Source organism: Arsenicitalea aurantiaca (genome assembly GCF_003994485.1).
Classification (GTDB): domain Bacteria; phylum Pseudomonadota; class Alphaproteobacteria; order Rhizobiales; family Devosiaceae; genus Arsenicitalea; species Arsenicitalea aurantiaca.
In genome coordinates this window covers 549,614-570,364 of sequence record NZ_RZNJ01000001.1, presented here as the reverse complement: position 1 = coordinate 570,364, position 20,751 = coordinate 549,614, and the positions used below count along the sequence as shown (strand labels likewise).

At 66.6% G+C, this 20,751-nt stretch carries 18 protein-coding genes; 7 read left to right on the top strand and 11 right to left on the bottom strand.

Features of this window, described 5'->3' with window-relative positions; translation table 11 throughout:
* The first annotated feature begins 114 nt into the window (after positions 1 to 114).
* Both EMQ25_RS02745 and EMQ25_RS02740 read left to right on the top strand, forming a co-directional pair.
* The gene (locus EMQ25_RS02745) at positions 115 to 909 is read left to right on the top strand and encodes a response regulator (RefSeq protein WP_127187012.1); all 795 of its coding nucleotides are present in this window, start codon (positions 115 to 117) and stop codon (positions 907 to 909) included.
* A 240-nt stretch (positions 910 to 1,149) separates the two neighbouring features.
* The gene (locus tag EMQ25_RS02740; protein ID WP_127187011.1) at positions 1,150 to 2,145 is read left to right on the top strand and encodes a sensor histidine kinase; all 996 of its coding nucleotides are present in this window, start codon (positions 1,150 to 1,152) and stop codon (positions 2,143 to 2,145) included.
* Between the two features lie 47 nt (positions 2,146 to 2,192).
* On the opposite strand, the gene uxuA is transcribed toward EMQ25_RS02740, so the two are convergent.
* Both uxuA and EMQ25_RS02730 read right to left on the bottom strand, forming a co-directional pair.
* Positions 2,193 to 3,410 carry a mannonate dehydratase gene (gene uxuA, locus EMQ25_RS02735; RefSeq protein ID WP_127187010.1) on the bottom strand — a complete coding sequence of 406 codons (1,218 nt, stop codon included), beginning with the start codon at positions 3,408 to 3,410 and terminating at the stop codon, positions 2,193 to 2,195.
* 51 nt (positions 3,411 to 3,461) lie between these two features.
* Positions 3,462 to 3,833 (bottom strand): DUF4326 domain-containing protein, encoded by a 372-nt coding sequence (locus EMQ25_RS02730; protein ID WP_244606445.1) that lies wholly within the window; start codon positions 3,831 to 3,833, stop codon positions 3,462 to 3,464.
* A 27-nt stretch (positions 3,834 to 3,860) separates the two neighbouring features.
* Between EMQ25_RS02730 and EMQ25_RS02725 the strand changes: the two genes are divergently transcribed.
* Positions 3,861 to 4,490 carry a hypothetical protein gene (locus EMQ25_RS02725; protein WP_127187008.1) on the top strand — a complete coding sequence of 210 codons (630 nt, stop codon included), beginning with the start codon at positions 3,861 to 3,863 and terminating at the stop codon, positions 4,488 to 4,490.
* Here EMQ25_RS02725 and denD read toward each other — a convergent pair.
* The gene (gene denD, locus EMQ25_RS02720) at positions 4,487 to 5,470 is read right to left on the bottom strand and encodes a D-erythronate dehydrogenase (protein ID WP_127187007.1); all 984 of its coding nucleotides are present in this window, start codon (positions 5,468 to 5,470) and stop codon (positions 4,487 to 4,489) included. The genes EMQ25_RS02725 and denD overlap by 4 nt on opposite strands.
* Positions 5,471 to 5,701: 231 nt before the next feature.
* Here denD and EMQ25_RS02715 point away from each other — a divergent pair, with 231 nt between their 5' ends.
* Positions 5,702 to 7,552 carry an IlvD/Edd family dehydratase gene (locus EMQ25_RS02715; RefSeq protein WP_127187006.1) on the top strand — a complete coding sequence of 617 codons (1,851 nt, stop codon included), beginning with the start codon at positions 5,702 to 5,704 and terminating at the stop codon, positions 7,550 to 7,552.
* A 61-nt stretch (positions 7,553 to 7,613) separates the two neighbouring features.
* Here EMQ25_RS02715 and EMQ25_RS02710 read toward each other — a convergent pair whose 3' ends face one another.
* Genes EMQ25_RS02710 through coxB form a run of 3 tightly spaced genes read right to left on the bottom strand, consistent with a single transcriptional unit; the run spans position 7,614 to position 11,133 of the window.
* Complete coding sequence (locus EMQ25_RS02710) at positions 7,614 to 7,976, bottom strand: hypothetical protein (protein ID WP_127187005.1); 363 nt, start codon at positions 7,974 to 7,976, stop codon at positions 7,614 to 7,616.
* On the bottom strand, positions 7,973 to 10,495 hold the full coding sequence (gene ctaD / locus EMQ25_RS02705; protein WP_127187004.1) for a cytochrome c oxidase subunit I: 2,523 nt from the start codon (positions 10,493 to 10,495) through the stop codon (positions 7,973 to 7,975). Before ctaD ends, EMQ25_RS02710 begins: the two co-directional genes overlap by 4 nt.
* Positions 10,492 to 11,133, bottom strand: coding sequence for a cytochrome c oxidase subunit II (gene coxB / locus EMQ25_RS02700; protein ID WP_244606444.1), 642 nt, complete (start codon positions 11,131 to 11,133; stop codon positions 10,492 to 10,494). Before coxB ends, ctaD begins: the two co-directional genes overlap by 4 nt.
* A gap of 90 nt (positions 11,134 to 11,223) precedes the next feature.
* Between coxB and EMQ25_RS02695 the strand changes: the two genes are divergently transcribed.
* Positions 11,224 to 11,781 (top strand): DUF2231 domain-containing protein, encoded by a 558-nt coding sequence (locus EMQ25_RS02695; protein ID WP_127187002.1) that lies wholly within the window; start codon positions 11,224 to 11,226, stop codon positions 11,779 to 11,781.
* Here EMQ25_RS02695 and EMQ25_RS02690 read toward each other — a convergent pair.
* The 3 genes from EMQ25_RS02690 to EMQ25_RS02680 all read right to left on the bottom strand — a co-directional run bounded on the left by EMQ25_RS02690 (position 11,745) and on the right by EMQ25_RS02680 (position 15,742).
* Positions 11,745 to 12,284 carry a CopD family protein gene (locus tag EMQ25_RS02690; protein WP_244606443.1) on the bottom strand — a complete coding sequence of 180 codons (540 nt, stop codon included), beginning with the start codon at positions 12,282 to 12,284 and terminating at the stop codon, positions 11,745 to 11,747. The genes EMQ25_RS02695 and EMQ25_RS02690 overlap by 37 nt on opposite strands.
* Positions 12,281 to 13,024 carry a cytochrome c oxidase assembly protein gene (locus EMQ25_RS02685; RefSeq protein ID WP_127187321.1) on the bottom strand — a complete coding sequence of 248 codons (744 nt, stop codon included), beginning with the start codon at positions 13,022 to 13,024 and terminating at the stop codon, positions 12,281 to 12,283. Before EMQ25_RS02685 ends, EMQ25_RS02690 begins: the two co-directional genes overlap by 4 nt.
* A 120-nt stretch (positions 13,025 to 13,144) precedes the next feature.
* Positions 13,145 to 15,742 (bottom strand): outer membrane protein assembly factor BamB family protein, encoded by a 2,598-nt coding sequence (locus EMQ25_RS02680; protein ID WP_127187001.1) that lies wholly within the window; start codon positions 15,740 to 15,742, stop codon positions 13,145 to 13,147.
* A gap of 134 nt (positions 15,743 to 15,876) precedes the next feature.
* On the opposite strand from EMQ25_RS02680, the gene EMQ25_RS02675 reads away from it, so the two are divergent.
* Together EMQ25_RS02675 and EMQ25_RS02670 are read left to right on the top strand one after the other, a co-directional pair.
* The gene (locus EMQ25_RS02675) at positions 15,877 to 16,716 is read left to right on the top strand and encodes an amidohydrolase family protein (protein ID WP_127187000.1); all 840 of its coding nucleotides are present in this window, start codon (positions 15,877 to 15,879) and stop codon (positions 16,714 to 16,716) included.
* Between the two features lie 171 nt (positions 16,717 to 16,887).
* Entirely contained in the window at positions 16,888 to 17,118 is a 231-nt protein-coding gene (locus EMQ25_RS02670) for a hypothetical protein (RefSeq protein WP_127186999.1), read from the top strand.
* A 39-nt stretch (positions 17,119 to 17,157) separates the two neighbouring features.
* Here EMQ25_RS02670 and EMQ25_RS02665 read toward each other — a convergent pair whose 3' ends face one another.
* Entirely contained in the window at positions 17,158 to 17,964 is an 807-nt protein-coding gene (locus EMQ25_RS02665) for a potassium channel family protein (RefSeq protein WP_127187320.1), read from the bottom strand.
* A 91-nt stretch (positions 17,965 to 18,055) separates the two neighbouring features.
* Positions 18,056 to 20,707, bottom strand: a complete 2,652-nt coding sequence (locus EMQ25_RS02660) for a TRAP transporter permease (RefSeq protein WP_244606442.1) — start codon at positions 20,705 to 20,707, stop codon at positions 18,056 to 18,058.
* Positions 20,708 to 20,751 lie beyond the last annotated feature (44 nt).

Sequence of the window (20,751 nt, the reverse complement as noted above, 5' to 3'; positions counted from 1 at the left end):
CTGGGGAGCCAAATGCCCCGCAGCAAAAAAAGTTCCGGGCCCGGGAACGATATTATGACGCGCCCGTTCTGAATGCTGGTGACTCACCTACCAAAGCGTCCAGGGAGTAATTCTATGAGCCTTTCCATGCGGATTGCACCGCATCTGCCTTATCTGCGGCGCTTTTCGCGCGCGACCACCGGTTCCCAGACATCGGGCGACGCCTATGTGGCGGCGACGCTGGAAGCCCTGATCGCCGACGTCTCGATCTTTCCCGAAGCTTCGAGCGACCGCATTGCGGTCTACAAGCTCTTTTCGGCGATCTTCTCGTCCTCTTCGGTCGAAATTCCAGAGCCCAACTCGACCTTTCCCTGGGAGCAGCGGGCCCGCACCAATCTGGCGAACCTGACGCCCCGCGCCCGGCAGGCTTTCCTCCTGGTTGCGGTGGAAGGCTTCACCAATGCGCAGGCGGCCGAAGTGCTGTCGGTCAGCGACGAAGAGTTCACCAAGCTTCTCGAGGAAGCCTCGGTAGAGATCTCCCGCCAGGTGGCGACCGAGATCATGATCATCGAGGACGAACCCCTGATCGCCATGGACATCGAGCAGCTCGTCGAGAGCCTCGGTCACAAGGTGGTCTCGATCGCCCGCACCCACAAGGAAGCGGTGGCGCTGTTCCAGAAGACCAGCCCCAAGATGATCCTCGCCGACATCCAGCTTGCCGACGGCAGCTCCGGGATCGACGCGGTCAACGACATCCTCGCAAGCCAGGCGATCCCGGTCATCTTCATCACCGCCTTCCCCGAGCGGCTCTTGACCGGCGAGCGGCCCGAGCCGACTTTCCTCGTCACCAAACCGTTCAATCCGGACATGGTGAAGGCGCTGATCAGCCAGGCGCTGTTCTTCGACGAGGGTTCGCGCGCGGCAGCGTGAACCAGAAGACGAAAGAGTGATCGAAAGCCGGGGATTTCCCCGGCTTTTGCATTTTGGCGCAGGAACATAAAGATGCCCGCCCCGTTGTGACAGGCGAACGGGCCCTGACCGAACTCCAGAGGAACGCCCAGCACCGGAACGACCCTCGACCCTGCGCCCCCGGCCCTGCCGGGATTTCGAGCAACGCCCGCCCGGCCCGCCCAGCGGCAGACGGCAACGGCACGAACTCAGGACACCGCGATGCCGCACGAGGGTCTCTCCGAGCACGATACGATGCGCCTGCGCGCGCTAGAATCGGGGCTCAGGCAAAGCAATACCTGCGTGCTGCACCAGGATCGGGACCTCGTCTACGATCTGGTCGAGAACCTGCCCGACGACTGGCCGGCGCGCGCACTTCTGGGCGAGAGCGTTGCACGCGGACTGAGCGAGGCGCATGCCCAGGGGCTTCTGGACGCGCAGGCGGCCGTGCTCACCAATGGCCACCAGCGCACGCTCGAGGTCGAGATCCGGCAGGGCCTCTCGAGCCGGCTCTTCGAAGTCATCATCTGCCCCGACACCGATGCCGACGGCGCGCCGATGGGGATATTGACCACCCTCAAGGACATCACCGAATGGCGTGAGCGCGAGCGGGCGATGACGAGCCTGATGCGCGAGGTGAGTCATCGCTCAAAGAACCTGCTCGCGATCGTGCAGAGCGTCGCGATGCAGACGGCGCGCCATTCGAGCGGATCGATCGAGAACTTCCTCGACAAATTCCGCGGCCGGCTGCACGCGCTTTCGAGCACGCAGGACCTCGTGACCGAATCCGACTGGCGCGGCACGCTCTTCCGGGCACTCGTTCATTCGCAGGTTGCGCGGGTGGGCCAGCCCCCTGCCGACGCGCTGCGGATCGAGGGCGAGGACCCGATGCTCGGGCCCAATGCAGCGCTCCATGTGGGGCTCGCCATCCATGAGCTCGTGACCAATGCCAGCCTTCATGGCGCGCTCTCGCGCGAGGGCGCTGGCCGCGTGATCGTCCGGGCGCTCTTCGGAGAGGAAGAGGGCAAGACCGTGATGATCATGGAATGGGACGAGGAGACGCGGCCCGGACGCGAGGAGCAGCCCCTGCCCCGCTTCGGCACGCTCGTGCTCGAACGGATCGTGCCGCTTTCGGTAGGGGGCCACGCCGATTATCGCGTCGCCCCCGGCCGCATCGGCTACCGGCTCGTCGTGCCGGCGGGCCAGTTCGAGAAATAGGCGGCGGCGGCAGAGCTGGCCGAGGCCGCCCTGCCGCCGCGCTGATCTCAGTCCCTGAGGCCGTAGGCGGGGTGCTCGAGGGCGTGCATGACGCCGCGCAGTTCGGCGAGGCCCTTCAGCCGGCCGATGGTGGGGTAGCCGGGCTGCGAGCGGCGCTGCAGGTCATCGAGGATGTCCTGCCCGTGGTCGGGCCGCATCGGGATCTGGTGATCGGCACGGCCCTCGGCCTTGCGCCGGCGCTCCTCGCGGACGATCTCGGCGATGAGCGCCACCATGTCGGTGCCGCCTTCGAGATGCTCGTCCTCGAAGAAGGAACTCACCGGATCGGCAGTGTCACGCGTGACGTTGCGCAGATGCAGGAAATGCACCTTGGGCCCGAAGCGCTTCATGATGGCGGGCAGGTCGTTGTCGGGGCGCGCGCCGAGCGAGCCCGAGCAGAGCGTCATGCCGTTCGAGGGACTGTCGACCGCTTCGAGGATCCGTGCGTAATCCTCGGCCGTCGACATGATGCGCGGCAGGCCGAGGAGCGAGAACGGGGGATCATCGGGATGGCAGCAGAGCCGGACGCCCTCTTCTTCGGCGACGGGCACGACCTCTTCAAGGAAATCGATGAAATGCTGCCGGAGCTGGTCGGGGGAAATCTCGCCATATTCGGCCAGATGCTCGCGCACCCGATCGAGCGTCATGGTTTCGGTGGAGCCGGGCAGCGCGGTGGTGATGGTGCGCCCGAGCGCGGCGCGGGTCGGCTCGTCCATATCGGCAAAGCGCCGCGCGGCCTCCTCGGCGATGGCGTCGCCATAATCGGCGCGGGCACCCTCGCGGGCGAGGATGTGGATGTCGAAGACCGCGAAATCATTGATGTCGAAGCGCATGCAGGTCGCCCCGCTCGGCACTTGCCAGCGAAGATCGGTCCGCGTCCAGTCGAGCACGGGCATGAAATTGTAGCAGATGACCTTGAGCCCGGCGGCGGACACGTTGCGGATCGAGGTCTTGTAGTTCTCGATATGGGCGCGCCAGTCGTTCTTCTGCTTCTTGATGTCCTCGGAGACCGGCAGGCTTTCGATCACCTCCCAGGCGATGCCAGAGGGCGCGCCGCTCTTGAAGTGCGCGATCTCGTTCTGGCGTTTGGCGATCTCCTCGGGCGTCCAGACGACACCGTTGGGCACGTGGTGGAGCGCGCTCACGACGCCTTCGACGCCCGCCTGGACCATGTCGTCCACGCTTGCCAAATCATGGGGTCCGAACCAGCGCCAGGTCTGTCTCACGTGCAGCTCTCCTCTTTTGCGGGCGCGACATTGCCACAGGCGTCGGGGAAGTCAAAGGGCGCGATTGGCAAGCGCGAGCAGGATGTCGGCGTGGCACGGGGTGCCGGGCGCGCACCAGCAGGCGAGGTTGCGACCTCTGAGCGCGGCGCGAACGCTCTCCTCGGTCGGCGCCGGGCCGGGGGAGAGAGCGGGATCGAGCTGCCCGGCGAGCCAGCGCCCATAGCGCGAGACGGCTTCGGCCTGTACCTGGGCTGACGGGAGGCCGGTCTCGGCGGCGATTGCGGCGATCGCGAACGGGTTGCCCCACCGCCCCGGGCGCGCGACGATCACTGCCTCGCGGCCATTGACCGCCTCCGAGAGCGCGGCAAGGGAGAACCCTTTCTGCCGGGAGAGCCGGAGCCGGACGGGGCCGCCGGCGTTCATCGGACGCACCATGGAAGGGAGACGGGGATGCGGCGACCAAGAAGCGTCAGGATGCTCGAGGAGCTCGGGCGGGTGCGGCTTTCCGAGCATTTCTTCATGCGCGACTTCCTTTATTCCGAGATCGCGGCGATCCACGGGCTCGCCAATGTGCCTGACGATCCCGAGCTCGCCATCGCGGCGGGCACGCGGCTCTGCACCGAACTGCTCGAGCCCCTGCAGGCGCGCTTCGGGCGCATCGCCATCCGGTCCGCGTTCAGGAGCGCGGAAGTCAACGCGTTCGGCAATGAGAAGGGCTACAATTGCGCCGCCAATGCGGCCAATTTCGCCGGCCACATCTGGGACCGGCGCGATGCGGACGGGCATATGGGCGCGACGGCCTGCATCGTGCTGACGCGGTTCATTCCCTATTACGAGGCGACGGGGGATTGGGAGGCGATGGCCTGGTGGGTGCACGACCACCTGCCCTATGACGACCTCGAGTTCTTTCCCCGCTACGCCGCCTTCAACATCAACTGGCGGGAGGCGCGGCGCGAGACGATCTCGAGCTTCATTCCGCCACGCCGGGGCATACTGACACGCCCCGGCATGGACAATCATGCCGGCCGGCATGACGGCGCCTATGCCGCCATGCTCGCCGCGATCGAGGCGCGCGCCTAGCCGACCCGGCCGCCGAGCTCGTCCTCGATATGGGCCGTGATGATCTCGTCGAAGGTCTTTTCGGCCTTGAAGCCGAGCGCTTCGGCGCGCTTGGTGTCGAAATTCTTCGCCCAGCCATCGACCATCCGGATGATTGCGGGATCGGGCTCTTCGCGGATCAGCGCGACGGCCTTCTCGCCCGCGACGCGGCGCAGGGCTTCGATCTCCTCGCCGACCGTGGCCGAGAGACCCGGCAGGCTGACCGTGCGGCGCCAGCCCATGGGGGCGGTATCGAGTTCGGCGGCGTGCAGCAGGAAGCCGACCGCAGCACGGGGGCTGGCGAACCAGTGTCGCACGTCGCGGCTGACGGGCAGGATCGCCTCCTGCCCCGCGAGCGGCTCGCGCAGGATGTTGGAGAAGAAGCCCGAAGCGGCGAGGTTCGGCTTGCCCGGGCGGATGGTAATGGTGGGCAGGCGGATGCCGATGCCATCGACGAACCCGCGGCGCGAATAATCATTGAGCAGGAGCTCGCAGATCGCCTTCTGGGTGCCGTAGCTGGTGAGCGGGGTGGAGAAGAATTCGTCCGGAATGGCGTCTGGGAACGGCGCGCCGAAGACCGCGATCGAGGAGGTGAAGACGAGCCGCGGGGTCCAGGGCTCGCGCTGACCTTCATGCCGGATGGCCTCGAGCAGCGCACGGGTGCCGTCCATGTTGATGCGGTAGCCCTTGTCGAAATCCATCTCCGCCTCGCCCGAGACGATAGCGGCAAGGTGGAAGATGACGTCAGGACGGCCGGCAACGAGCGTTTTGGCCGCGCCGGGGGCGGACATGTCGATCGCGATCCGCTTGACGTCGCCGGAAAATTCGGGCGCCGCAGGCTCGACCACATCCGCGAGGGTGAGCGCGCCGATCGACTTGCCGCGCAGCGTGCCGCTTGCAACGAGCGCATTGGTCAGCTTACGCCCGACCATGCCGGCGGCGCCGATGATCAGAATGTGCATGAGGGAAGTCTCCTTGTTCTTCGGCGCGCACAATAGCCGCGGGCGCGCGGGCCGCAAGGGCACGGCCGCCCGCTTTGCGCGAGATTTCGACGCCCGTGCTGCGTTTGTCCCATCGCCAAATGGCGCAGGGAACGATAAATAGTATGATTAGTCGCGCCTCGGGCGCGTCACGAGGAGACGCCGCCGCGGCCCCCGGGCCTGCACGCGGCACGCACAGTTCAGGAAGACATTATGACAGCGGACAATGATGGCCGGCCCAATGGCCATTCCCACAACGGACATGCGCAGGACGCCAACGGCACCCGCAAGCTGCGCTCGCGCGCCTGGTTCGACAATCCCCACAACCCGGACATGACTGCGCTCTATCTCGAGCGCTACATGAATTTCGGCGTGTCGCGCGAAGAGCTGCAGTCGGGCAAGCCCATCATCGGCATCGCGCAGACCGGGTCCGACCTTTCCCCCTGCAACCGCCACCACATGGTGCTGGCCCAGCGCGTGCGCGAAGGCATTCGCGAGGCGGGCGGCATCGTGCTCGAGTTTCCGGTCCATCCGATCCAGGAGACGGGCAAGCGCCCGACGGCCGGGCTCGACCGCAACCTCGCCTATCTCGGGCTCGTCGAAGTGCTCTATGGGTACCCGCTCGACGGCGTGGTGCTGACCATCGGCTGCGACAAGACCACCCCTGCAATGCTTATGGGCGCGGCGACCGTCAACATCCCGGCGATCGCGATGTCGGTCGGCCCGATGCTCAATGGCTGGCACAAGGGCGAGCGCACCGGCTCGGGCACCATCGTGTGGAAGGCCCGCGAGATGATGGCGGCCGGCGAGATCGGCTATGAGCAGTTCATCGAGCTCGTCGCTTCCTCGGCACCCTCGACCGGCTATTGCAACACCATGGGCACGGCGACGACGATGAATTCGCTTGCCGAGGCGCTTGGCATGCAACTGCCCGGCTCGGCGGCCATCCCAGCGCCCTATCGCGACCGGCAAGAGATGGCCTGGCGCACGGGCAAGCGGATCGTCGACATGGTGCATGAGGACCTCAAGCCCTCCGACATCATGACGCGCGACGCGTTCCACAACGCCATCGTGGTCAATTCGGCCATTGGCGGCTCGACCAATGCGCCGATCCACATCAACGCCATTGCCCGCCACATGGGCGTGCCGCTGTCGATCGACGACTGGCAGACCGAGGGCCACGACGTGCCGCTGCTGGTGAACCTGCAGCCGGCGGGCGAATATCTGGGCGAAGACTATTACCATGCCGGCGGCGTGCCGGCGGTGGTCAACGAACTGATGGGCCAGGGCCTGATCCGCGAGAACGCGCTGACGGTGAACGGCAAGACCATCGGCGAGAACTGCCGCACGACCCCGATCCAGGACGAGCGGGTGATCCGCCCCTACGACCAGCCGCTGAAGGCCGAGGCCGGGTTCGTGGTGCTGCGCGGCAACCTCTTCGACAACGCGATCATGAAGACGAGCGTGATCTCGCCCGAGTTCCGTGACCGCTACCTCTCCAACCCCGACAGCCCGAACGCCTTCGAGGGCAAGGCGGTGGTGTTCGACGGCCCCGAGGACTATCACGACCGGATCGACGATCCGGCGCTCGGGATCGACGAGAACACGCTGCTGTTCATGCGCGGCGCCGGCCCCATCGGCTATCCGGGCGCGGCTGAAGTCGTGAACATGCGGCCCCCCGCCTACCTCATCAAAAAGGGCATCACCTCGCTTGCCTGCATCGGTGACGGACGGCAGTCGGGCACGTCGGGTTCGCCCTCGATCCTCAACGCATCGCCCGAAGCGGCGGCCGGCGGCAATCTCGCCATCCTCAAGACCGGGGACCGGGTGCGCATCGACCTCAACAGGGGCGAGGCCAACATCCTGATCTCGGACGAGGAAATCGCGACCCGGCGCGCGGCGCTGGATGCGGAAGGCGGCTACAAATACCCGCCCCACCAGACCCCGTGGCAGGAAATCCAGCGCGGGCTGGTCGACCAGATGGGCAATGGCGCGGTGCTGAAGCCGGCCGTGGCGTACCAGAAGATCGCCCAGACCTTCGGCGTGCCGCGCGACAACCACTGATCCCGATAGCAAGACCTTGAAGGGGGACGGAAGCCGAGGCGCTTCCGTCCCCCTTTTTCGTTCAGAGGCAGGGGCTGAGCGCGACGACCGGGGCGAAGGTGAAGGCCGTGGCCCCCAGCGCCGCAAGGCTTGCGAAGAAGCCCCCGGCGATGAGGAAGTCGTTTGGCGCCGGCCGCTCCCGCCGGCGCGCCTTCCAGCCGCGATATTGCACGAAGGTCAGAAGCCCGATGCCGGCGAGGCTGAGGATGAAGAGACCGACCAGCATCAGGCGCTGCAGGCTCATGGGGCCGACCATCTGAAGATGCCAGCCGGCGGCACACCCGACCGAAAGCATACCGTAGAGCAGGACGAACGCACCGCTCCAGGCGATGAAGCCGAGGAGCAGGAGCCAGAAGCGGATGGCGGGAACCGGGCTCGTGCTCATAGCCCGCCCCCGAGCGTGGCGAGGAAGGGCAGGCCCAGCAGCATGAGGATGCCCACGAGCGCGGCAAAGCCCGCATAATCGCCCCAGAGCACGGCGAGGCGCGGATCGGTCGCCCGGCGCGCCGAGACGAAGCCGGCGTGATAGCGCCAGGCGGCGTGAACGGCGACGATGAAGGCGATGCCGTTGTGGACGAGCAGATAGACGAGGAGTGCGAGGCTGGTCGCCGAATAGGCGTGGGCCGTGGGATCGGGAAGCGCCGCGATCAGCCAGAAGATGGCCCCGAGCGCAATGGCTTGCACAAGCCCTGCGCCCAGCTGCATGGCGATGGGCGAGGCGTTGGCGGCATTGGCCCGGCGACCGAGCCGTGCGAGCCCGGCGCCGGCGGCTGCGGCGAGCACCACCACCATGCCCGGGACGAACCCGCCCTCGAGCAGGGCCGGAGGCGGCCAGCCCGGCGCGACGACGACGAGAAAGAGGGCGCCGAAGAGCAGCGAGGCGAAGAGCGTCGCATCGGCGGCGAGGAGCAGCACGACCCCCCAGAAGGTGGGGGAACCCTTGACCTCGCCATCGAGCGGCAGGGAGATCCCCTGCCCCGCCGGCAGCGGCCCGATATCGGATTTGTTGCCGACGGCGGCGGCCCAGAAGAGGAAGGTGACGACAAGAAGCCCGAGCGCGCCGAGCGCGAACCAGTAGAGCTTGAAGAGCATGCAGAGGACAACCGCGGCCGTGACGAGCCCACTGACGAGCGGCAGATAGGTGCGCCGGGGCAGGATGATGATCTGGTCGGGCTCGCCCGTGGTCATGTCGACCCCAAGCGTCTCCTGCCAGCCATTGCGGGTATGGGCGAGATAGCCTTCGCCGCGCGCCAGCTGCGGACCGAGAAGCCGCGGGGAGAGCCCGTCTGCCCGCTCGGTCACCCGCGGAATGGCGGCAAAATTATAGGAAGGCGGCGGGGTGGGCGTCGCCCATTCGAGCGTGCCGGCCTGCCAGGGATCGCGCCTGAACCCCTTGCCGAACTTGAACATCATGATGATGTCGAGCAGCACGAGCGCGAACCCCATGGTGAGGATGAACCCGCCGACCGAGGAGAGGAGGTTGAGCCAGTCCCAGCCGAAATTGGAGGGATAGGTCGCGATGCGCCTCGGCATGCCCATGAGCCCGGTGATGTGCATGAGAAAGAAGGTGGCGTTGAACCCGATGAAGATGAGCCAGAAGGCCGGCACCGAGAGCCGGGCGAGCGGCAGCCGCCCCGTGATGTGGGGCAGCCAGTAATAGCCGGCGGCGAGCATGGGGAAGACGAAGCCGCCGACCAAGACGTAATGGAGGTGCGCGACGACGAAATGGGTGTCGTGCGCCTGCCAGTTGAACGGCACCATGGCCAGCATCACCCCGGTGAGCCCACCGATGACGAAGACGAAGAAGAAGCCCATGACGTAGAGCATGGGCACCGAAAAGCGCGGCCGGCCATGGGCGATGGTGGCGATCCAGGCGAAGATCTGCACGGCGGTGGGGATGGCAACGAGCGCGCTCGCCGCCGAGAAGAACGCCAGCGCCAGATGCGGAATGCCCACCGTGAACATGTGGTGCACCCAGAGCCCGAAGGAGAGGAAGGCCATGGCGATGATCGCCACGACGATCGCCCGGTAGCCGATCAGCGGATGGCGGGCAAAGACCGGAATGATGGTGGAGAGCGCACCCGCCGCAGGCAGGAAGATGATGTAGACCTCGGGATGCCCGAAGAGCCAGAACAGATGCTGCCAGAGGAGCGGATCGCCCCCGCGGGTGGGATCGAAGAAGGGCAGGTCGAAGGCCCGCTCCATCTCGAGCAGGATGGACCCCAGGATCAGCGGAGGAAAGCCGATCAGCATCATGCCGGCGGTGACGAGGATGTACCAGCCATAGATGGGCATCCTGTCGAGCGACATGCCCGGCGCGCGCATCTTGAGGATGGTCGCGATGATCTCGACGGCGGCGGCCATGGCCGAGATCTCGACGAAGGTGACCCCGAGGAGCCAGACATCGGCATTGATGCCGGGCGTATAGGGCTGGGACGAGAGCGGGGTATACATGAACCAGCCGCTGTCGGGGGCGACCCCGAAAAGCATCGACACGACGAGGATCGTGCCCCCGAAGATGTAGCACCAGAACCCGTAGGCGGTGAGGCGCGGGAAGGCGAGATCGCGCGCCCCGATCATCTTGGGCAGGAGATACATGGCCAGCCCCTCGAACATCGGGATGGCAAAGAGGAACATCATCACCGTGCCGTGCATGGTGAAGATCTGGTTATAGATCTCGGGCCCGATGAAAGCGCTGTTGGGGGTGGCGAGCTGGGCGCGGATCAGCATGGAGAGGATGCCGCCGATCGCAAAGAAGACGAGCGCCGCCACCATGAAGCGCTTGCCGAGAATATTGTGGTTGACCGCGGCGAGCCGCTCTAGGCCGGGGCCGGTGCCCCAGATGCCCTCGAGCGCCTTGTGCCGGGCGATGGGCGATGGGCCCTGTTCCATCGTCTCGCTCATCGGCTCGCCTCCAGCGCTGCCTGGTAGTCTTCGGGCGCGTGGGCGATGACCTCGAAGCGCATCTGTGTGTGGCCGTCTCCGCAGAATTCGGCGCAGACCCCGTGATAGCGGCCGGGCTGGTCCGCAAGGAGCCGCACGACGTTGACGTGGCCGGGGATGGCGTCGAGCTTGCCCCCGAGCCGCGGGATCCAGAAGCCGTGGATGACGTCGGCGCTTTCGAGCGTCAGATCGACCGGCACGCCGGCGGGCATGTGAAGAACGCCGATGGTGGGCCCGACGCCGGGGCTTTCGGGATAGGCGAACTCCCAGCGCCACTGGCGCGCGAGCACCGAAATGGTGACGGGCCGCACGCCATCGCGATGGGGCAGCAGCCCCTCCCCCTGCACGAAGGCGGTGGTGACGAGCGCGGTGAGGACGACGACCGGCATGCCCACGCCGAGCCCGAGGATCCATTGGAGCGGGGTTAAGCGGCGGATAAGGCCGGAACGCCAGTAGCTCATGGCGAGCAGCACCGCGACGAGGGCAAAGAGCACCGTCGCGCCATAGAACATCACCCACCAGAGGGTGGCGATGGACGCGGCGGCAGGACCGGCGGGATCGAGAGTGGAAAGGAGCCCGGTGCAACCGGCGAGCGGCAATATCGTTGCGCTTGTCAAAACCGCCCGCACCGCCCTCTGGACAGCCGGGCGCCGAGGCCCGAAACTTCCCCCGACCCAAGGAGACCGCGCATGTCCAAAGAAGGCGACGAGAAGGCCGACGAGGTGGCGCGCGCTCACGAGCACAAGCCCGAGGCGAGCGCGGACCATCCGAGCCCCGTGATCCAGGCCGTCGCCGAAAAGGACATCAACTCGGCCATCGCTGTCGCGGGCCATCCGATCCATGCCATGAGCGTGCATTTTCCGATCGCGCTGGTGTTCGCGACGCTGGGCGCCGACATTTTCTACTGGTTTACCGCCGATCCGTTCTGGCTGCGCGCCGGCGTCTGGTCGGCCGGGTTCGCCTTCGGCTTCGGGGTGGCGGCGGCGCTGGTCGGAACGGCCGAACTGCTGTTCGTCACCGGCATACGCGTGCGCGTGGCGAGCTGGAACCACGCCGTCGCCGCCATGACGCTGCTGGCGCTGGCCGGCGCCAATTGGGGGCTGCGGCTCGTCTATCCCGAAGCGGTGCTGCCGCACGGGCTCGTGCTTTCCACGCTGACCGGCATCGTGACCGGATTTGCCGGATGGCATGGCGGCAAGCTGGTCTTCGATCATGGCGTCGGCCTCATGATATCGCCCAACAAGTGATCGAAGACGAAGCTGCCGAGCGCCCCGGGGACGAAGGCCTCCGCGAACGGAAACTCGAAGCGTAGCTCGGGCTTGCCGAGGACGAGCGCGAGGATTGCCGTGACGACGAGGATGTTGAGCACCGTGACGATGATGAAGCGCGAGAAGTGATACTCGCCTTCGGGCTCGAAGAGCCGCAGGATCATCAGCCCCGAAAGGACGTGCAGCAGCACCATCATCGCCACGAAGAAGAGCTTGGCGGTGAACCATGGATCGAAGGTCTGGCGCAGGAAGATGAGCGCGATGCCCGAGCCGATGGCGACGAAGGCCGAGGGCGAAAAGAGCACGGTATAGAAATAGCGCACGAAGCGGTGGAGCCGGTGGAGATCGGGGCCGCTCGCGGTGTGCGGGCGCTGCAGGTAAAGGACCGGCAGCGCGAGGAGCCCGGCCGCCCAGAGGGCGATGGCCGAAACATGGACGAATTTGAAAACCGTGGTCAGATAGGGCAGGAGCGCACTCGTCAATTGGGCTCTCCCGCGCGCCCGTCCCGGCCCGAAAAGAGCGGCAGGACGAGCATCAACGCCACGCCGAGATAGGGCAGCGCGGCCGGAACCCACATGAGAAGTCCGCCGAGTTGCTGGTCGGTGAGCGGGGTCATGCCGTAGAGCGCGGTCGTGTCGAAATGCGGGGCATAGAGCGCCACCGGGGCGAAGGTGAGGAGCGCGCCGAGCAGCCCCATCTGGATGATCGAGCCGAGCAGCACCGAAAGCCGCGTTGCGAGCGCCCCCTGCCCCAGTACTGCCTGCCAGAGCAGCAGCGCCGAGCCCAGAAGGCTCGCCTGCATCAGCCAATAGCCCAGCGTGTCGCTGAGCGCGAAGGCGTAAGCATCGGGAATGTGCCAGGCCCAGAAGACCGCGGTGTGGAAAATGAAGACCGGCGTCGTGAGGCGATGCATGGCGCGCCAGGGCAGCGCGAGCGCGAGGAGCGGCGCAGCGAAGGCGACGAGCAGGAGGTGATGGACGATGCGCGCCGAAAAGAGCGCCGTGGTCAGCGCGCAGAGCGGGGAGACGAAGGCGATGACGAGGAGCGCCATGCCGCCCGCGAAGGCGCGCAGTTCAAAAAGCGACGCGTTTCGCCGGAGCGTGAGGAAGAGCGCTGTGACGAGCGCAAACGCGAACAGGAGGACCGGATCGAGGTTCCAGCTCGTCCAGAGCGCATCGGGCGCGGGCGGCGGACCGCAATAGGCATCGAAGGGCCCGGTCATAGGCTGCACGATCTCTCCTCGGGACGGGCGGGTCGGGGCAGTCCACCCCGAGTGTGTCGGTTTGGCCGGCCCACCGCAACGCCCAAATGGAGCGCGCGGCGAGCCGGCCCTGCAAAGGGCTTATTCGGGCAGTGCATAGGCGATGAAGTAATCGCCGATGGGCGTTTCCATGAAATCGTGCCCGCCCGCATTGATGACGAGGAACTGCCGGCCCTGAGCCTCGTACATCATCGGGCCCGCCTGACCGCCCGCCGGCAGGGCATCCTGCCAGAGCGTTTCTCCGGTCTCGATGTCGATCGCGTGGATCAGATCGTCGGTGGCCGCGCCGATGAAGATGAGCCCGGTTGCCGTCACGACCGCGCCGCCATTATTGGGGGTGCCGATATCGAGAGGCAGCATGGAGGGGATGCCGAAGGGCCCGTTCTTGCGCGCGGTGCCGAAGGGACGATCCCAGAGTACTTCGCGGGTGTTGAGATCGATCGCCGCGATGCCGCCATAGGGAGGCTGCTTGCAGAGAAGCCCGGTGAAGGGCACGCGCCAGCCGGCATTGACGTCGATGCCATAGGGTGCGCCGACCTGCGGGGAGACGCTGGTGTCCGGATTGCTCTGATAGGCCGGATCGCCCATGGGCACGACCCCGATCTCGTCCACCTCTTCGCGCGGGACGAGGCGGTTGTAATTGGGCGTGTCGTTGTAGTTGGTCACCATGATGTTGCGCTGGGTGTCGACGGCGACCCCGCCCCAGTCCGAGCCGCCATTATAGCCCGGATACTGGATCCAGTGGGTTTCGGAGGTCGGAGGCGTGTAGCGGCCCTGATAGCTCGCCTGCCGGTACTGGATGCGGCACCAGAGCTGGTCGAGCGGCGTCGTGCCCCACATGTGCCGCTCTTCGATATCGGGCTTAAGCACATCGGGGAAATCGACGACGAAGGGCTGCGTGGGCGAAAGCCGTTCGGGTTCGACGCCGCCCTGGGGCACCGGGCGCTCCTCGATCTCGACCAGTGGCTCGCCGGTGGCGCGATCGAAGATGAAGAACTGCGCCTGCTTGGTGGGGAGGATGACCGCGGGGACCGGACCGTTTTCGGTCGGGAAGTCGACGAGCGTGCCCTGGGATCCGAGGTCGTAGTCCCAGATGTCGTAGTGGACAGTCTGGTAGAACCACTCGACCTCGCCCGAGGTGACGTCGATGGCCACGAGCGCGGAGGAATAGGTGTTCTCCTCCTCGCTGCGATCGCCGCCCCAATAGTCTACGGCCGAATTGCCCATGGGGAGGTAAACGAGCCCCAGCGCATCATCGCCCGAGGCGATGGTCCACATGTTGGGCGTGCCGGGGGTGAAGACCTGGCCCTCGGCGAGCGGCAGCTCGAGATCGGGCTGCCCCAAATCCCAGGCCCACTCAAGGACGCCGGTTTCAGCATTGTAGCCACGGATGACGCCCGAGGGGGCCTCGCGGGTCTGCCCGTCGCTGACCTGGCTGCCGACGACGGCGATGTTGCGCACGACGGTCGGCGGGGAGGTGGGGGAATAAAAGCCCGGCGCGCTGTCCCCGATGCCTTCGAGCAGGTTGACGATGCCGCCATTGCCGAAATCGGCGCAGAGCTGGCCGGTTTCGACATCGAGCGCGATGAGGCGCGCATCGAGCGTCTGCATCAGCACGCGGGTGGCGCAGAGATCGCCGACGGTGAGGTTGGGCGCCTCGTAATAGGCGAGGCCCCGGCAGCTCGCATTGTAGCCGATGGCATCGGTCGAAACGCCCGGATCATAGCGCCAGAACTCGAGCCCGGTCGCTGCATCCACCGCGAAGACCTTGTTGAGCGCCGAGCAGAAGAGGACGCGATCGCCGATCTTGATCGGGGTGTTCTGATTGCCGAAAGCCTCGTCGCCCTCGGGGAGGTCGCCGGTGCGGAACTCCCAGATGACTTCGAGCTGATCGACGTTGTCGCGCGTGATCTGGTTGAGCGGGGAATAACGGGTGGCGTGATTGGTGCCGCCATAAGCGGGCCAGTCGACCCCCGTCTCAAAGAGCGCGTAGGTGGTTTCGGGCGTGACGATTTCCGGTTCGACCGGACCACCGGGCGCGGGATCGGCGCCGAGCGTCGGCCCATCGGGGATGGGATCGCCCGGCTCGAGATTGGGCAGCGGCGCCTGCGGAGCGTCGAACGGCTCGACACCGCTCGGCACCGTTTCATCGGCGGGCGGCGCCGCGGGCGGAACGATATTGGTTTCGGTCGGGGTTTCGGGCGTCACCTGCTGGGCCTGGACCGGCCCTTCCTCGACGGAGAGATAGAGGAAGCCGGCCGCGCCGATGGCGGCGATGCCCGCAAGCCCGGCCGTCACCGCGCCGCGCGGCAGGCCCTGATCACTACGGCGGCGCATCGCGGGGATGGCGATGAGCACGAGCAGCAGGATCACGGTGGGCGCGACCACGCGTGGCACGAGGGCCCAGCCATCGACCCCGACTTCCCAGAGCGCCCAGGCGAGCGTTCCGACATAGACCGCGAGATAGAGCCAGACCCCGATAATGTCGCGGCGGAAGATCAGGACGCCAGAGACGATGAGCCCGAGCCCGGCAATCGCATAGTACCACGAGCCGCCCAGCGTGATCAGCCAGACGCCGCCTGCCGCGATCGGCAGCCCGAAGCCGATCACGATGATGGCCAGGGCCAGCAGCGCCCAGAATGAAAATCCGCGCCGCGCGGCGGTGGTCGATTGTGGCATGAATTTGATCCCCTTTGCGGGGCGCAACGCCACCGGGAGCAAACCGGTTCCCAAACCAACCCGATAAGTTTCGCCCCACCCTAGGCAGGCCGGCCCGGCCTGCGCTAGACCGGAGAAAACCGAGGAGTAGACCCATGCCCGTGATCGACGCCCATCAGCATTTCTGGAAGCCCGCGCGGGGAGATTATGGCTGGATGAGCCCGGACGATGCGGTGCTCTATCGCGACTACCTGCCGGCCGATCTCGCTCCGGAGCTGAAGGCGGCCGGCGTCGACTACACCGTGACCGTGCAGGCGGCGGACACCGAGGACGAGACGCGGTTCATGCTCTCGCTCGCCGAGGAGACCGATTTCATCGCCGGCGTCGTGGGCTGGGTCGACATGGAGCGCAGCGATTTTCCCGACCGGCTGGCCGCGCTCGCCGAGCACGCCAAGTTCAAGGGGATCCGGCCCATGCTGCAGGATCTCGAGGACGACGCCTATATCCTGCGCCCCACCGTGCTTGCCAATCTGAAGCATCTGGCGGAAACGGGCCTCGCCTTCGATTTCCTGACCTTTCCGCGCCACCTGCCCCATGTGCTGAAGGCGCTCGAGGAGGTACCGGAGCTGCGGGCGGTGATCGACCATGTCTCAAAGCCCGCGATCGCGGCGGGCACGCTCGACCCCTGGCGCAGCCTGATGGCCGAAATCGCCGCTCACGAAGGGGTGCACTGCAAGGTCTCGGGCATGGTGACCGAAGCCGACCACGCGCGCTGGATGCCGGACGACCTCGCCCCCTATGTCGATCATGTGGTCGAGTGCTTCGGGCCGGACCGGCTGATCTATGGCAGCGACTGGCCGGTGGCGCTGCTCGCGGCGCCCTATGAGCGGGTGATCGGCACGGCGCGGGCCCTGCTTGGCGCGCGGCTCGATGCGGACGGGATGGGCAAGGCCTTCGGGGAGAACGCGGCGCGCTTCTACCGGCTCGCGGTCTGAAAGGTTCCGTCCCGAGCCATGCGCCCAGCGCATCTCCGGGCCGCGCGGCGGGAGTGGGCGGGACGCCTCCGACGTGCTAGAAGACCGCTCTCGCAGGCGCCGACCCTTAACCTCCCGTTAACCGTCGGCGCGGAAGACTTCGTTCACGGAATCCGACGAGAAGCCCCCTATATGATCGAGACCAACCGATTTACCGTCCAGCCCCTGGCGGGCCAGGACGACGCGTTCCAGCGCGACCGGTGCATCCACGTCGACGCCTGCAGCGCGCTCGAAGCTGCCCAGAAGGCCCTGGCCGAGCCGCTGACCGTGACCGGCCAGCCCGACAAGCTGCGCGCCAAGGTTTTTCACCTCGGCCGCGATTACCAGCCGGTGACCGTGCTGCTTTATAGCCGCGCCAGCTGACGCAAGGACGGCAGGCCGCCCACCCCTCCCCTTAGAGCCCTATTCCCCATCGTCGGGGATCTTCAGCAGATGCCCGCAGGCCTTGCAGTGCACGGCGTCGGGATCATGGCGCTGCAGCGCGCATTGGGGACAGGGGAAGCTCACCTTGTAGGGCCGGACGATCGCCTGGGCGAGCCGGAAGAACAGCGTGATCCCCACGATCATGATGGCGATCGAGGTCAGCCGGCCCCAGACCCCGGGCAGGATGATGTCGCCATAACCGGTGGTCGTCACCGAGGTCACGGTGAAATAGAGCGCGTCGACATAGCCATCTATGCCCGTGCCGTCGCGCACGAAGAAGGTGTAGATGAAGCCCGTGACCACGAAGAGGAAGGTCACGAGATTGACCACGGCGTGCCCGACATCCTCCCATTCGTGCAGGCCCTTCTTGCGGAGCGGGCGCCAGAGGAAGCCGCTGCGCGCGATGGTCCAGAGCCTGAGGATGCGCAGGAACCCCAGATTGACAAGCCAGAGCGGGGCAAGGAGCGTCACGAGGATGAAGAGATCCACGAGCACCGTGGGCTGCTTGAGCCACCGGCGGATGTCGGTGGAGGCGAGGCCGCGCGCGGTGATGTCGAGAACCAGAAGCAGCGCGACCGAATAGTCGAGCCAGAGGAAGAGGCGCTGATCCTGCAGGATCGGGCTCGCGATGAAGAAGGCGATGATCGCCAGATCGACGACGAGCACGGCGAACTGGAAGCGGATCGCCCCCGGGGTGCGCCCGTGATAAAGGAGCCGCAGCCTGTTGCGCAGGGCCTCGAAACGCCCCGGCTCGGCTTCAGTCTCGCTGCGTTCGGCCTCGGCCATCAGATCCCCCCGGCCGGCCGGACGGGGCCGGCGCATGCACCGACCCCCTCAATTCTCCGACCAACGCGCCGGTTCCCGCGCCGGCCCACGCTCACGCGGCAGCCGGCGCCCGCTTGTCGCGGCCGGGCTGATCCCAGCTGCGGCGGCGCCATTGCAGCGCCGCGACGATGCCGATGAGCAGGAAGCCCGGCAGGTAGATCAGCTCCTTGGGCGGGCGCGCCGTATTGGGGACCAGCACGCGCGAGACGGTCTGGCCCGCCGCGAGGCCGAGCTGCTCGGCCTGGGTGCGGAAGCGCACGTTGAGGATCTGCGCCTGCCCGGCGAACTCGGTGATCTGCACGCCCGCCGCACTGAGACGCGCCGGCCCGTCGCCGGGCGCCCCGAGCGGCAATTGCACGAGCCGGGTATAGTCATTGCCCCCCAGATCCATGCCCGCGACCTCGATGCGGATGAACCCATCGACCGGCGCGGCGGCCACACGTTCGTTGAGCTCTTCCACCGGCACATCGACATAGGCCGGCGAAATCCGGTCCATGAAGATGCCGGGCACGAAGAGCATGACGCAGGCCACGAGCAGGATCGCCGTCTCCCAGATGCGGCTGCGGGTGATGAAGATCTGCTGGGTGACCGAAACGAAGGTCAGCATGCCCACGAGCGAGGCAACGAGCACGGCAATCAGCTGTATCGGGTTCTCCACCCCGATCAGCAGCAATTGCTGATTGTAGATGAAGATGAACGGCAGGATGGCGGTGCGCATCTCGTAGCGGAAGGCCTGCACGCCCGTCTTCACCGGATCGGCGCGCGAGATCGCCGAGGCCGCGAAGGAGGCGAGCCCGACGGGTGGCGTGACGTCGGCCATGAGCCCGAAATAGAAGACGAATAGGTGCACCGAGACGAGCGCGACGGCGAGCCCGTTGAGGGTGGCGACCTCGACGATGACGGGCGCGATCAGCGTGGCGACGACGACATAGTTCGCCGTGGTCGGCATGCCGAGCCCGAGCACCATGCAGATCAGCGCCGCCATGAGGAGCATGATGAGCAGATTGCCCGCCGAGACCGCGATGACGATTTCGGTGAGCACGAGCCCGATGCCGGTGAGCGACACGGTGCCCACGACGATGCCGGCGGCAGCGGTGGCGATCGCGATGCCGATCATGTTGCGCGAACCGGTGACGAGCCCGTCGAGAAGGTCGGCAAAGCCGGTCTGGAGCTCGCCCAGCAGCCGCCCCTGGCGCCGGAAGAGCGCAATCAGCGGACGCTGGGTGAGCACGAGGAACATGAGCGCGCAGGTGCCGTAGAAGGCCGAGAGCCCGGGCGAGAGTTCCTCGACCATGAGGCACCAGACGAGGATGAAGACGGGCAGCAGATAGTGGATGCCCCCGGGCGCGACCTCGAGCGTATCGGGCAGCTTCTCGGCCATGCGCGCCGGATCGTCCGCCTCGAGATCGGGGAAGCGCGAACGGAATGCGATCAGCACCAGATAGATGAGGAAGGAGCCGATGATCACGCCCCAGCTCGCCGCGCTGCCAAAGAGCGTGCGCGTCCAGCCCAGCCCCCAATAGACCGCCGCCGAGAAGATGATGATGCCCGCAACCGTCATGCCGAAGAGCGCGATGCTCATGAGCGCGGAACGGTGCTTTTCGCGCGGCAGGCCCTTGAGCCCGGCTTTACGCGCCTCGATGTCGACGACGTAAAAGAGCGAGATGTAGGTCAGGAGCGCCGGGATGATGGCGTGGCGCACGACCTCGGCATAGGAAATGCCGACATATTCGGCGATGAGGAAGGCCGCCGCGCCCATGACGGGCGGCATGATCTGGCCGTTGACCGAAGCCGAAACCTCGATGGCGCCAGCCTTGACCGGCGAGTAGCCCACCCGCTTCATCAGCGGGATGGTGAAGGTGCCGGTGGTGACGACGTTGGCGACCGACGAGCCCGAAATGAGGCCCGTGGCGCCCGACCCGAGCACCGCCGCCTTAGCGGGTCCGCCGCGGAAATGCCCGAGAAGCGCGAAGGCCACCTTGATGAAGTAATTGCCCGCGCCCGCCTTTTCGAGGAGCGAGCCGAAGAGCACGAAAAGGAAGACGAAGGCGGTCGAGACCCCGAGCGCCACGCCGAACACGCCTTCGGTCGTCAGCCAGTACTGGGTCGCCGCCCGGTTGAGCGAGGCGCCCGGATGCGCCATCAGCCCCGGCAGATAGGGCCCGACAAAGGCATAGGTGATGAAGACGATGCCGACGATGGGCAGCGCCACCCCGAGCGAGCGGCGGGCGGCTTCGAGGAGGAACAGGACGCCTGCGACCGCGACGACCACATCGGTGGTCGTGGGCAGGCCGGGCCGGCGGGAAAGCTCGGCCTGGAAGATGTAGAGATAGGCGGCCGAGGCCGCGGCGAGGAACGCGAGAAGCCAGTCGACCCACGGCACACGATGGCGCGGCGACCCCTTCCAGGCGGGATAGGCGAGGAAGACGAGAAAGACCGCGAAGGCCAGATGGATGGCGCGCGCTTCGGTGGCGTTAAAGACGCCGAAGCGGAACTGGAACGGAAAGGGCGAGGCGTACCAGAGCTGGAACAGCGCCCAGGCCAGCGGCACGACGAAGAGAATGATCTTGGTGAACCGATCGACGGGCTGGCGCCCCCCTGTATCGGCTTCGGCCACGAGGCGCGCGAGCTCCTGCTCGTCTGCGGCCGCCGCTTCGTCCATGCGCCCTTTATCGGACACACCGTTACCATTGGCGTTGCTCATCGCCGCTCCCGCTGACCGTAAAAGCGAAGGGCGGCCCCGAAGGG